Source organism: Paenibacillus marinisediminis (assembly GCF_054343325.1).
In genome coordinates, this window is record NZ_JBTGUH010000008.1 from 1 (window position 1) to 13,685 (window position 13,685).

10 protein-coding genes and 1 rRNA gene are annotated in these 13,685 nt (G+C 41.8%); all 11 read right to left on the bottom strand.

The features are described 5' to 3' along the window. Positions 1–313 (bottom strand): 16S ribosomal RNA (locus tag ACXX53_RS16830); the annotation flags it as partial. A gap of 624 nt (positions 314–937) precedes the next feature. Beyond that, complete coding sequence (locus tag ACXX53_RS16835; protein ID WP_458569839.1) at positions 938–1,303, bottom strand: HsmA family protein; 366 nt, start codon at positions 1,301–1,303, stop codon at positions 938–940. Positions 1,304–1,733: 430 nt separating this feature from the next. Then, positions 1,734–3,785, bottom strand: a complete 2,052-nt coding sequence (ligA, locus tag ACXX53_RS16840; protein ID WP_458569840.1) for an NAD-dependent DNA ligase LigA — start codon at positions 3,783–3,785, stop codon at positions 1,734–1,736. Positions 3,786–3,950: 165 nt separating this feature from the next. Beyond that, entirely contained in the window at positions 3,951–6,383 is a 2,433-nt protein-coding gene (gene pcrA / locus ACXX53_RS16845) for a DNA helicase PcrA (RefSeq protein ID WP_458569841.1), read from the bottom strand. A gap of 89 nt (positions 6,384–6,472) precedes the next feature. After that, the gene (gene pcrB / locus ACXX53_RS16850) at positions 6,473–7,195 is read right to left on the bottom strand and encodes a heptaprenylglyceryl phosphate synthase (protein ID WP_458569842.1); all 723 of its coding nucleotides are present in this window, start codon (positions 7,193–7,195) and stop codon (positions 6,473–6,475) included. Positions 7,196–7,586: 391 nt separating this feature from the next. Continuing rightward, a complete protein-coding gene (locus tag ACXX53_RS16855) occupies positions 7,587–8,681 on the bottom strand; it encodes an acyltransferase family protein (protein ID WP_458569843.1) in 1,095 nt (364 codons plus the stop codon). A 93-nt stretch (positions 8,682–8,774) separates the two neighbouring features. Continuing rightward, entirely contained in the window at positions 8,775–9,182 is a 408-nt protein-coding gene (locus ACXX53_RS16860; RefSeq protein ID WP_458569844.1) for a divergent PAP2 family protein, read from the bottom strand. Between the two features lie 16 nt (positions 9,183–9,198). Next, complete coding sequence (locus ACXX53_RS16865) at positions 9,199–9,561, bottom strand: EamA family transporter (protein ID WP_458569845.1); 363 nt, start codon at positions 9,559–9,561, stop codon at positions 9,199–9,201. Between the two features lie 13 nt (positions 9,562–9,574). After that, positions 9,575–11,440, bottom strand: a complete 1,866-nt coding sequence (locus ACXX53_RS16870; protein WP_458569846.1) for a hypothetical protein — start codon at positions 11,438–11,440, stop codon at positions 9,575–9,577. A 17-nt stretch (positions 11,441–11,457) separates the two neighbouring features. Then, entirely contained in the window at positions 11,458–12,363 is a 906-nt protein-coding gene (locus ACXX53_RS16875; protein WP_458570021.1) for a decaprenyl-phosphate phosphoribosyltransferase, read from the bottom strand. A gap of 162 nt (positions 12,364–12,525) precedes the next feature. Further along, positions 12,526–13,575 carry a DUF1796 family putative cysteine peptidase gene (locus ACXX53_RS16880; RefSeq protein WP_458569847.1) on the bottom strand — a complete coding sequence of 350 codons (1,050 nt, stop codon included), beginning with the start codon at positions 13,573–13,575 and terminating at the stop codon, positions 12,526–12,528. Positions 13,576–13,685: the final 110 nt, after the last annotated feature.

Here is a 13,685-nt window from a genome sequence, read left to right on the forward strand (position 1 = left end):
CCCTCTCAGGTCGGCTACGCATCGTCGCCTTGGTGGGCCGTTACCCCGCCAACTAGCTAATGCGCCGTAGGTCCATCTGTAAGTGGCAGATTGCTCCGCCTTTCTCGAATCCCCCATGCGGGAGTCTCGCCTATCCGGTATTAGCTCACGTTTCCGTGGGTTATCCCAGTCTTACAGGCAGGTTACCTACGTATTACTCACCCGTCCGCCGCTAACCTTCAGGAGTGCAAGCACTCCATCAAGTTCGCTCGACTTGCATGTATTAGGCACGCCGCCAGCGTTCGTCCTGAGCCAGGATCAAACTCTCCATAAAAGTGTTTGACTTGCTCATTTGTATTGCTGACGAGAATGTTAATTCTCATTTATTGTGCTTCGTCATTTGTTCAGTTTTCAAGGAACTTTGTTGCTACTTCGATTCGACATATCGTGTCGAACAGTTATTTACTTTACCAGAACGAGTCTAGCTTGTCAACTCTTTTTTTGAAAACTTATTTCGAAGTTATTCAGCTCGAATCAACAAAAATAACTATACCATACAGGATGCATAAAAAGCAATGTTATAGTTTTTCCCAATTTCCTATATAGATAATATCCTCAGCGTCCATGCGATACTGCGTAAGGCAGGATTCGACATTGCCGCAAAATTAATATGTATAAAGCAGATCGGCGCCACATCTTCCGATCTCAATGCAACAAACGCACTCTATCACTCAGACGCTTGGTCATTTTCATAAAGAAAGTTCCAATGAGAGATCAAGTGAGCCGTTGCATCAGATGCTGCTTGAGCATTATCGTTGTCCACACTCGCAGCCTCAGAGACGTTAAGAAGGAAAGGCAAAGCTTGATCATATATGTATGGAGATGCAGACAAACAAAGAAACCCCGCAGTCTGATGGATCGATCTAAGATCGGGGTCAGATTGCAGGGTTTCAATTTATTAAAACATGCTCATTGCTACGCCAATAAAGTAAGGAATCAGCCATATTCCCCAGACAACTAAACTGAAACGATGGAAGCTTTGTTTCGATTGTTCGCTGCCTTTCCAATAAACGAATGCCGCCCATACTGCATGCAACAGCATAAGAACAAGTGCTGCTCCGCCGGTTATAGCGTGCACGATGTTATTCGTCCCTTGAGCTGCAAGGGCGCTCATTAATGATGTACCTACTGTATCACATATCAAACCTAGGCCAAAGAAGCTCAGATGCACTCCATTAATTGTACCTGCGCGCTTCTCTCCCCATACTCCAATGGTGTAAAACACTAATGCTAAATTGATAAAAATAACCGCTGTTGCTAACATCGTTAACCACTCCTCTGATGTAGTATTTATAATGTTTACCGCTTGATGAGGAATATTTCGCATCCCTTTGCGGAATGTTTGTTATTTATTTCACCAGCAACGTAATTGTAGAACGCTTGTGTGAACGGAGTATGAACGGCGGATTACATTGGGAGAATAAGATGGAGCAGGATTGTGGGCTGGGCAATTGTTGAATCGGTGAGTCGGTAAAATGGTGGATGTGGAGGCTCAAGATGGAGTGCAGCTCGCAGGGAGGATGGATGACGAGGTTGAAGCAAGGATCGGTAGATCTGGAGGATACCAGAGGACAACACCTGAGTCGATGGGATAATGGTCAGATGCTATTCGAGTAGTACTCTATAGGTATTCAATAGCAAAAAACCTCTGTGAACGCATAGCAGCTTGCTGCTTGGTTCACAGAGGTTTTTTATTAGTTGCCTAGCGCCTCATTCAGCAGGCGGATTAGCTCGTTCTCGTCGGTGATGACAGGAATGCCCAGTTGCTCGGCTTTAGCGAGCTTGCTGCCCGCCTTCTCGCCAGCAACGACGAGGTCGGTCTTCTTCGAGACGCTGCCGGTCACTTTGGCACCGGCGGCCTCGAGCTTGGCGGTGGCGTCATCGCGAGTAAGCTGGTGCAGGGTGCCGGTCAGGACGACGGTCTTCCCAAAGAAGAAGGAGTCCGTGTTCACCGGTGCCTGCGCAGCCTCGATGTGCGGTGAGACACCTAGAGCAAGCATCCGTGAGATGCTATCCTGGATGAGCGGATCCTGGAAGAAGGAAACGATAGACTCTGCAACGATTCCGCCGATATCCGGGAGTCCGATCAGCTCTTCAGCAGACGCGTTCATTATCGCGTCCAGGCTACGGTAATGCTCGGCAAGGGAGCGTGTTGTCGTCTTGCCGGTATTTGGGATGCCGAGCGCGAATAAGAACGCCGCGAGATCGCGCGTCTTGCTCTTCTCCAGCGCTTCGAGCAGATTGCTCGCTTTCTTCTCGCCGAAACGGTTCAGCGTCACGAGCTGCTCGAAGGTGAGCGCGAACAGATCCGCTGGATCGCGAACCTCCAGCTCATCATACAGCTGCTCCGCTGTCATGACGCTGAACGTCTCGATATCCATCGCATCGCGCGAGGCGAAATGCGCGAGACGCGCCACGATCTGCGGCTTACAGCCGAGCTTATTGTTGCAGAACAGGTGCGCGCCGCGCATTTCGAGCTCAGAGCCGCAGGCTGGGCAAGCTGTCGGATAGACGATCTCTTCGCCATCCGGCTCCTCCGGCACTTTGCCGAGAATCTCTGGAATGACATCATTGGAACGGCGAATGAATACTTGAGAGCCCAGCGCAAACTTCAGGTTCTTGCGCTCGATGTCGCCGATGTTGTTCAAGGTGCAGTTCTGAACGGTGACACCTGCTAATTCCACGGCTTCCACGCGAGCAACAGGCGTAATCTTGCCCGTACGCCCTACTTCCCAGCTTACGGATTCCAGCACGGTAGTCGTTTCCTCTGCCTCGAACTTGAAGGCAACCGCCCAGCGAGGGAATTTGTCGGTGTAGCCCAACACCTCGCGCGTGCGCATGTCCGTCACCTTAATGACGGCTCCATCGATCAAGAAGTCCAGCGTATTGCGCTGCTCCACTACATGCTGCAGCTCTGCTATTACTTCATCTATCGTCTTGTGATAAGTGACATATGGATTGACTTTAAAATGATTATCACGCAAAAACTGCATCATTTCCTCGTGATTGTTGAAATCCAATTGATCGGCATATCCAATATTATAGAAAAAGGCGTTCAGCTTTCTCGTGGCAGTTACCTTCGGATTCAGGTTCCGCAGGGCGCCTGCTGCGGCGTTGCGGGCATTTTTGAGCGGCTCTGTGGCAGTCTCATTGTATTTTTCCAGGACAGATAGGTTCATGATGCCTTCGCCCTGCACTTCGATCGTTCCCTCTGCAAATGGAATCGTGAGCGGCACGGAGCGGATCGTCTTCACCTGCGGCAATATGCCCTCGCCAATGACCCCATTCCCCCGAGTCGATGCCTGCACGAGCACTCCGTTGGTGTAAGTCAGGTTCAGCGTCAAGCCATCAAACTTAAGCTCCACGACAAATGCCGGCTCAGGCAGCGGCTGCTCCCCCGGATTCTTGGTATTGTAGTCGTTCACGAGCTTGACCACGCGTTGGTGCCAGGCTTGAAGGTCTTCGACATTTTGCGCTTTATCCAAGCTCCATAGGCGGGCCAGGTGACGATGCGGCTCAAAGCCGTTCAGCAGTTCGCCGCCTACGCGTTGAGTCGGGGAATCGTGCAGTATGATTCCTGTCGTCTGCTCCAGCGCAACGAGCTCGTCGTAGAGTACGTCATACTCCTTGTCGCTTAGAAGCGGATTATCGAGTGTGTAGTAATAATGATTGTAGCGGTTCAGTTCCTTCACAAGCTCCAGCATGCGAGCCGGAGCTTGTGCGGATGGAGTCGGTTGATCTGCCATACGGCGGTCGGCCCCTTTCAAATGGATATCAATAGCTTGCAAAGTGTTGCAATGACGAAGATGTCGAGGATGTCGGTAATGTTAATGATGTTAATAATGTCAAATGCGACGCAGGTAACATCTGTGACGTATTCGACATCCTCGTCGAGGGTGACGAAGGCAATGCTATACCTTCGTCACCGGCGCGAATGCGGCGAGCAGTCGCTTCAGCCCGACAGGTGCCGGGAAAGCGATCTGCAGCTCCGTGTCCGTGCCTGTGCCTTTCACGGACACGATGACGCCGACGCCCCATTTGGCATGGGACACTTTGTCCCCTGCCTTGAAGGAGGCGTCCGCGGCGCCGGCCTGGCGCGCCTGGTCGAGCGGCGAGCTCACGCTGACGCGAGCCGCTCCGCTGGCAGGCTGGCCTGGGCGCGCGGCGGCAGTGCCGCCAGGGCCGCGGCCGCCTGGCATCGGGCCGCCGGGCTGGATCGAGCCCGGCGCGACGCCGCCTGTGCCGGCGTTGCCAAGGCCGCGTCCGCCGTATGAGGCGGACGACGCTTGGCGGCCGTAGCGGTCGTAGCCGCCGCCACCGTAGCGCGCCGCTCCGCCGCCAGCTCGGCTCGGCGAGACGTCTTCCTTCAGCTCGTCAGGAATCTCGCTGAGGAAGCGTGAAGGCGGGTTCGCGCTCGTCCGGCCGAACAAGGTTCGCGTCCGCGCGCAGCTAAGGAACAATTGCTGCTCCGCTCGCGTAATACCCACATACGCGAGGCGCCGCTCCTCTTCTAGTTCCTCATTGTCTTGGAAGGTACGGCTGTGCGGGAACACGCCTTCTTCCATCCCGATAATGAAGACAACGGGGAACTCCAAACCTTTCGCGCTGTGCATCGTCATGAGCACGACGGCGTCCTGCTGCTCTTCATCGTTCTTATCCATCGAATCGATGTCGGCGATCAGCGCCAGATCGGTCAGGAACGAGACGAGCGTCTTATCATCATTGCGCTTCTCGAATTCCTGCGTTACGGACAGGAACTCGTCGATATTCTCGAGGCGAGCCTTCGATTCAAGCGTCGCTTCACGCTGCAGCTCCAGCTTGTACTCGGACAGCTCCAGCAGCTTCTCTGTCAATTCGGTAACGGAGAGATACTCCTGCATCCGATTCAGATTGTCCATCATCGCATGGAATTCACGCAGCGTCGATTTCGTCTTAGGCGAGATGTCGAGCAGATCCATATCGGCAATAACCTTCATAATAGATATGCCGCGTTCTGTTCCCGCTTCCGCCAGCTTCGCGATCGTGGTCGCACCGATGCCTCGCTTCGGCACGTTGACGATGCGTTCCAAGCTGATGTCATCGTCCGGGTTAGAGATCAGACGCAAATACGCAAGTACATCCTTAATCTCTTTGCGATCATAGAACTTCACGCCGCCGACGATCTGATACGGAATCTCGGACTTGATCAGAATTTCCTCGATTACCCGCGACTGGGCGTTCGTCCGATATAGAATGGCATGATTGCTGTATGATTTGCCGCTCATCTGATTCTTCTTAATTTCTGTTGTGACGAAATATCCTTCATCATGCTCGGTATCCGCCTGAAACACCTTAATTGGATTACCTTCACCGCTGTCCGTCCACAGCTTCTTAGGCTTACGTCCTGTGTTCAGCTTGATTACCTCATTTGCAGCGTTCAAGATATTCGCAGTCGAACGATAGTTCTGCTCCAGCAGAATCGTCGTCGCATCTGGATAATCCTCTTCAAAGTTGAGAATATTCGTAATATCCGCACCACGCCAACGGTAGATGGACTGGTCACTGTCACCGACGACGCAGATGTTCTTATGCTGGTCCGCCAGCATGTTGCACAGCATATACTGCGCACGGTTCGTATCCTGGTACTCGTCGACGTGAATATATTTGAATTTCTTCTGATAGAAGTCCAATACTTCAGGCACTTGCTTAAACAGATCGATCGTCGTCATGATCAGATCGTCAAAGTCGAGCGCGTTATTCATTCTGAGGCGCTTCTGGTAAGCCTTATAAACCTTAGCTACCAGTCCTTCAAAATGGTCTCCAACCTTCTGCTCATAGCGCTGCGGGGAAACCAGTTCATTCTTGGCTGTACTAATTGTTGCTTGAATTGCCTTGGGCTCGAATTTCTTCGTATCAATGTTCAGATCCTTCATGCATCCGCGGATAACAGACAACTGATCGCTCGAATCGAGGATCGTGAAGTTGGAAGAGAAACCGATTCGTTCGATGTCACGACGCAATATACGCACGCACATGGAGTGGAAGGTGGATACCCATATCTCCTCCCCTTCAGGACCAACCAGCTTCGACACCCGCTCACGCATCTCACGTGAGGCTTTATTCGTAAACGTGATCGCCAAAATGCTCCATGGCGCCGCCTTGCGGTTGGCAATAATGTACGCGATGCGATGCGTTAGTACTCGCGTCTTACCGGAGCCTGCTCCGGCCATAATGAGCAGCGGTCCATCCGTCGATTCCACCGCGCGTCTCTGTTCGGGGTTAAGCCGCTTAATCGCCTCTTGTATATCAGGACCCGTCCATGTACGCGTCTCTTTTTTATCCCCAGATTCTAAAAATTCAAACATTGCCGCAGCTCCCTTCTCCTCTATTTTATCCGAGATCCAAATGATTCATATCTTGCATTCGGTCTCATCGTCTATATCAATGCTCGATATTACCCTTTAACCGCTTGGACAGTCTCTAATGCCGCCTGTAAATCGCTATAAACGACATTGCCTACCACGATGGTATCCGCAACCTGCGCCGCCGCCCGCGCTTGCTCCACGGTACATATGCCGCCGCCATAAAGCAGCCGCCCTTGCTGTACCGCCTCCCGAATCTGACGCACTACCTGCATATCTCCAAATGTACCGCTGTATTCCGTATATATAATAGGAAGTCGCATCAGCTTGTCCGCAAGCTCCGCGTACGCGGCCGCTTCCTTCGCTGTCAGCTCCGTATGTGCCTCGCTAACCTTGGCAGCAGTCGCTTCAGGATTCAAGATGATGTACCCTTCCGGGATCAACAGTTCCCATGGAATCATGTATCCATACTGGGCAATCGCCCGCATGTGCTGGCCGACCAGCCACTCGGTGCTCGTCGAATTCAGTACCATCGGAATGAGATACGCGTCGAATCCCGGCACCACTGCATCCAGATCCGACACTTCTTGCACGACGGGCAGTTCATACCGCCGAATCCTCGACATCAAGTCCACCGTATTGCCAAATGTGACACCACTCGACCCGCCCACCATAATCGCATCTGTCCCTGACATACATACTGCTTCCAGTGCTTCATCTGATATTTCTTTATCTGGATCTAATTTAAATACGTGCTGCCATTCACGCAGACGTATATCATGAATTGCTCCTGTTTCCTGTGCGGAAGCCGTCACTTCAGTTCCTCCACTCTTGTTCGCAAGGTGTTTACGTATCCTGTATCGTAGTTTTCAGCATCAATCTTCGACCTGTTTATTGTCCAAAAAAGGCCTAACATATTAAGTCTAAGTCAGTGAAAGTGGGGTGTCAATGTGAGTTGGTTGGAATGCGAAGCAGATGATTGAATAGAATGTATGTTCTTGTTTTATTGTACTGGAAAAGGGATAAAAAAACATCCCCTCTTATTAAGGTAAGAGGAGATGTTTTATCAATTAAATCTCATTGTACAAAAATATCTCAACTAAAATGATTTAATCAAAATTACGTAATAGTATTAATCTGTTTTAGTTGTCATACCATATTGCTCCTTTTAATATCTATACCAATAACGAATTTCAGGTTTCCATTCTATCGTTTCTTAAGTTCTAGCTTTATATGTTCCACACTTCCAAATAATTTAGGATATATAAGCCCAATAAAAATTACGAATAGGAAATATATAAATAATGTAAGAATTTTGGAGTTGGTGAATTGAAATATATTAATAATTTCCGAGTTTATTACCAACAAAACGAAATATGAAAACGGTTGGTATAAATACATTGTAAATCCATACTGTGAATATACATCAAGTAATCGGTCAATCTTTAAAATGCTAACGAATTTTAAAATTGATTTTTTTAAAAGAACTAACAAAAAAAAGGTCCCTAAGCAATAAAAGAAAAATACAATGTTAGGTGGAAACTTATTAACCTGCATATCCAATCTATAATCTGTTGTACTAACAATAAAGTATACTAATAGAAAAGAGATAAAGGAAATGCTGAAGTACGTTACTCTTTTATAAACAATCCAATCAGTATTCTTATAATAAAACCCTAAATATGTCCAAAACATATAGAAGCTTACTGGCTTAATATAAGAATAGTAATCCTCCAGTAGAATTATTTCGTCAGTTATATAAACTATAAAAGGCAGTATTACTAGCGGAATTAATTTGCAAATAACATTAACATTTAAAAAATATTTATGTAGTATCGGAATAAATAAGATAATAAGTAAATAAACCGGGATAAACCATAAATGCCAACTAAAATAAGGAAGATTTGTAACATGATCCCCGAAAGGATTTACCCAATCCAGATATACATTAAAAGGGTCTGCATTTATTGCATCAACACTTCCTAAACTCATGGCATAATAATTAAAACTAATCATAACAAACACAAATATGGTTGCAAATATCCAGTATGGGAGTAGTATTCTAGTCAGTCTATTAGTTAAATACAAATAGTATTTTTTCTTTTTGCTTAGAGTGTACGTTGCTCCTGAGATAAAAAAGACAATTGGCATCTCAAATAGCAAAAGAGACTTATAGTGTGACTCTACCAAACCACCCCAGTATACAACATGGATAACTCCTATAATATAAATCATAATTAATCCACGAAATATATCCAATTCTCTATCTCTCACATGTTTCCCCCTAATATTTCCATGCACACAACTAATATTTTCAAAGTACTACTTAATGTTGTCTAATTATTGATAGCTTCGTATGCTATATTCAAGTCTTAACTATAAATCACAAAATGTTTATACGATATGTCCAAAAAGGTACCCTATAATCACTCCTAATATTATTCCACCGATAACTTCCTCTTTAGAATGCCCTTGTCGTTCACGATGTTTTTTGCCACTTACTCCATTCATCAAAGTCAACTCATTAATACTTTTAGCATGGTTTCCTAATGCACGACGTATACCAGTAGCATCTATTATGACAATTACGCATAGACAAACAGCTAATCCAAAAATATCCGTGTCAAAACCTTTAGTGAACCCTATCGCTGCTGCTGTAGAAACAACAACAGTTGTATGGGTACTTGGAAATCCACCGTTACCAATCATTTTTTTTGCATCTGACCCATATCTAATATAATTAATACTCAGTTTAAGTATTCCAGATATGAACCAAGATAGTATTGGAACAATAAAATACACATTCACACCTCATTTATCATGCCTTTGCAATAACAATTACTCCTGATGTTATTAGTACCATACCGATAACCTTAATTATTGTTATAGGTTCATTGAATATAAAATAAGATAATATCATAACTAGTACATAACTTAGACCTACCATTGGATAAGCAATAGATAATGGCAGTTTTGAAATTGCAAATATCCAAACTACAGCAGAAATCCCATAAAGTAAAAATCCTGAAACTACATATAGATTCATAAAATACTCAATTAATTTTTGGAAAATAGTCAAATTGTCTAAGTTAGTTAGCTTTAAGGTTCCATACTTCATAGCAATTTGACCAAATGAACTTAAAAGTATAGATACAATCACCAATAATAATGAGACATTCATATACTTAACCTTCTTATTTAATTATTATAGAATTCACATCGAAACTAAGCTCTCTCTCATCCGTTGAGCCCTTTAATATTCTTTGTGGTTGATCAGCACCATCTTTAGAGGTTAAAGAAAGAATATTGGTACCTTTCAAGACTTCAGCAGTGAATGCAATTTCCTTATAACTATCTTGGGGTATTACTCCATTAAATACAACCTGATCGTTTAATTTCACTTCACAAGTTCTTGGAATATTAAAACTTGCAATCTTAAATATAAAGTGCTGGTTACCTTTCTCCTCAAAAGAAAACGCAAGTGATGCTTCCTTATCAATCCATCTGTGCTTTAACCCCGAAGCTTCTTCTAAGTGATACCATCCACTTAAGAAAGAATACTGTTGAGGACCAGTTAAAATATCTTCACCATTATTTTCTAAAAATTCGATCAATGTAGGGTCATTCCCTTTAGATTCTAGGTTATTTTCTACTCTATATATCTCGGTATTTGATAAGTTTATATCTCCATTGATGTATCCAAAAGTCTCTAGAGATTCATCCCAGACCATTACTTTTCTAACACCATCAGAATTACTTAATTTTATCGGTAAAGCAGCATCATCTATCCCCTCATATCCAAGCGACCTCTCATAAAAAATTTCATGTTGAGGATTATATAGTTGAGGGAAACTAGATATTGCAAATTGAGCAACCGGTCCGAATTTTAAATAATTCCCATAATCTTGTTCCTTTAGACATGTAACAGTTACGACTCCAGTGGTCATCACATATAACAAAGACCAGATAACTATTTTTTTTATAGATATTTGTTCTAAAACAGGTAATAAACCAAAGATTAGTAAGGGGATAAACCAAACAGAGTATCTATTAATATACATCATTCCTGAGTTCCAATTAAGTTGAGTAGCTGAAACCAGTGATATTAATAGTATAATTACCGAAACGACTATAACATTCTTCTCTTTCTTTATTAATGAATATATAAATAGAATCAGCAATAAAGGAACATATATTATCAAGCCCGAATTCAAATCAAAGAACAAACTCCAAATTTTATCAAAAGAAATAAGATCTAATGATGAATACCCTGAAGTAGAAATTAAACTAAACTGTCTATAATTCAGCCAATAAAAAATATATGGAACAATATTAATAATTGAAATGATTCCGAGTGTGATAAATGATCTTAGCTCATTTTTTCTAAGTATGTCACTCTTCTTTTGTACCAACTCATTAATTAAGATATATAATGGTACGATTGATATAGCTGGATTTTGTAAAGCTGCGATTGAAGAAAATAGCATCCCTCTTTTCTTCTTATTTTCATATAAATTAAGTAACCCCATAAATAGAAACACATAACTAAATACTTCAGTGTGAGTCCAATTCATATAGAGTAGTATTGGACTAAATAAAGAAATGATAACAAGTAATAATTTTGTTTTATTTTTCAAATTTGTAAGGAATAATATTTTATAGAGCAGTAATAAGTACAATATGCAGTTAGTTAGTTGAAAACATTTCAAAGGATTAATTCCTAGTGATTCTAATATTAAATAAGGTATAACATTAAATAGAGAATAAAACCAAAAATGGTATGAATAGAGATCGCCATTCAAATCTTCGTAGTATCCAAATTTAACTAAGTCACTTGGGGTCAAAATATTATTTTTTGCTTCTAATTGTAAACGATCATTAATATCTTCCTGGTCTAATTCAGGAGAAAGATGATTACTGAATGATATTGTCATGCTCAAATATTCTTTACCATCGCCTGTAATGACAGGATTTTTCAATAGAGGTGTCAAAGTAAACACAATGGATAATAAGAAAAAAGCAACAATCTTTACCCACTTTACATTGCTTTGAGTAAACATTTAATATAGCTCCTTTGTTATTCAAAAATCACAAGAACTGATACAACAGTAATGGTAAACAGGGCAACAGTAATTAGTAGTGGTTTGTCCTCAAACAAAATCTTATCAGGAGCCCCGCCCTCATTCTTTATATGTATCAAGTATAAATATCTGAATATTCCGTATAGCACAAAAGGCAATGTCCACATCAAATGAATTGTATGACCTGATGTAAACGTAAATAGAGCATAACTTATAATTGTTGCTGTTATAACAATACTATTCATCTGGTCAATAAATTCAAATGAGTAATGATTTAAAACTTTGCGATGATTTTTACCATTTTCACTAAGTAGATAAAGTTCATGTCTTCTTTTACTAGTGGCAAGAAATAATGCCAATAACAAAGTACATATTAAAAACCAAGGAGTCAGTTTCACATCAATGATTATAGCCCCTCCTACCGCCCTCAGTACAAAGCCAATTGCGATAGTCATAACATCGAGTATAACCACATGCTTTATCTTTATTGAATATGCAACATTTAGTAAAAAATAAATCAGTATGATTAAACCGAATAGATAATTAATATAAAAGGATATAGAACATGTAATTCCAAACAAAACAATACCTGTAAATAAGGCTTTATTAGCAGATAGCATTCCTGAGGCTATAGGTCTATATTTTTTTTCAGGATGTAACTTATCTGAATCTCGATCCAAATAATCATTTAGTATGTAGACACAACTTGAGATAATACAGAAACATACAAATCCGATAAGCGCTAAAAATAGCGAGTCATATTTTACATTATTCACACTAAATATTAGTGCTGCAAAAACCAAAAGATTTTTTGTCCATTGCTTTGGTCGCATTTCCTGAATCATTAACGATATAAAGCTTCTATCTTTAATCGCGGCTTCATTGCTTAACGGATGTGAGATATTACCCAATCTGATTTCACCCTCCCATTAATAACCTTAACTTAATATCTAAAGTAAATCTAAAGTGGTTACATTTTTTATGTCATATCTATATCAAAGAAAGAAGCACTAGATATATATGAACTTCCATTTTTATAAAATAATTACAGGCTCATGTTATTTCTATAATTGCAGAGATATCGATTCTAAATAAAATGAAAGTCTCCTAGTATCTTCACTATTAAGAGAGTTAATCATTCTAGGCTCTGCATCACCATCTAGAGATATAATCTCTATTTTATTTACACCATTCACAAATTGAGCTGAAAACAGAATATCCTGAATGAAGTTTGGTTGCACGTTCTTTCGAGCAACCTCTTTTCCATTAATTACAACACAACACGTTCTTGGTTCATAAAAGGAACTTAATTTAAACTTTAATTGTTGTATATTATGGTTGGATTTTAAATATATCACCGCATGAGAATTAATCCAACGCGAGGGTAATGGATTATGTTCTAATCCATATACTCCACTTGCAAAAAATACTTCTTGATCCTCTTCAAATATGTCTTCCTCTTTACTTCTATATGACAAGTTTGCATATGGATTCAGACCAATAAACGAAAGGATATACTCCCACGATTTATCACAACCTTGCCATTTTCCTTTGACTTCAGGTATCTCCACACTACATACTCTTTCAATGTTCCAATCACGCACAGCAACCTCATTTAGGTTAGCATAATTAACAATCAAAATATCTGTTTCCTTATGAAAGCATTCATAGAAACAAGTTTTTAATTCCATAGCTTCTTTATACGAAGCTACTGTTCTAACAAGTAAGACCTTTTTCCCTTCTTGTATCCTTCTTTTCATGTTGATGATTCTTTGGCTGAGCTTCTTAATGAACATATTATAAGATTTCAATGTTATTTCCGATTGTCCCTCAGAAACATGGAAATCATGATAGGATAAACAAGTATATCTTTCATCTTTAACGACAAAAGTATTATCATGCTTTTCAATAGCTATCGTATTATGAGGTTCATAAAGCCCTTGCATATTATTTTTAAAAAGGTTGCTCATATGAGATAAAGATTCAAAAACAAACCAATCAAAAGGACCAGCAAAACTTCTAAGTCCATTCTTTTTTAATTGATGAGCAACTTGACAGTTAGTTCCTAAACTTACAATTACATCGTAATCTTGTTTTAGATCATCTAGTCTCAATTTTCCTACCTCAATATATAATAGATTCTATTTAAAAACATTAAAAAATAATCGATAAAATCTATATTTCAACATAAAATATATAGATTTTATCGATTCATGTTTGATAT

What these genes read in the sequence shown, in the direction of transcription:
- ACXX53_RS16865 (WP_458569845.1), bottom strand. Translation starts at nt 9,561, where the DNA reads ATGAATGTCTCATTATTATTGGTGATTGTATCTATACTTTTAAGTTCA.
- ACXX53_RS16870 (WP_458569846.1), bottom strand. Translation starts at nt 11,440, where the DNA reads ATGTTTACTCAAAGCAATGTAAAGTGGGTAAAGATTGTTGCTTTTTTC.
- ligA (WP_458569840.1), bottom strand. Translation starts at nt 3,785, where the DNA reads ATGGCAGATCAACCGACTCCATCCGCACAAGCTCCGGCTCGCATGCTG.
- ACXX53_RS16835 (WP_458569839.1), bottom strand. Translation starts at nt 1,303, where the DNA reads ATGTTAGCAACAGCGGTTATTTTTATCAATTTAGCATTAGTGTTTTAC.
- pcrA (WP_458569841.1), bottom strand. Translation starts at nt 6,383, where the DNA reads ATGTTTGAATTTTTAGAATCTGGGGATAAAAAAGAGACGCGTACATGG.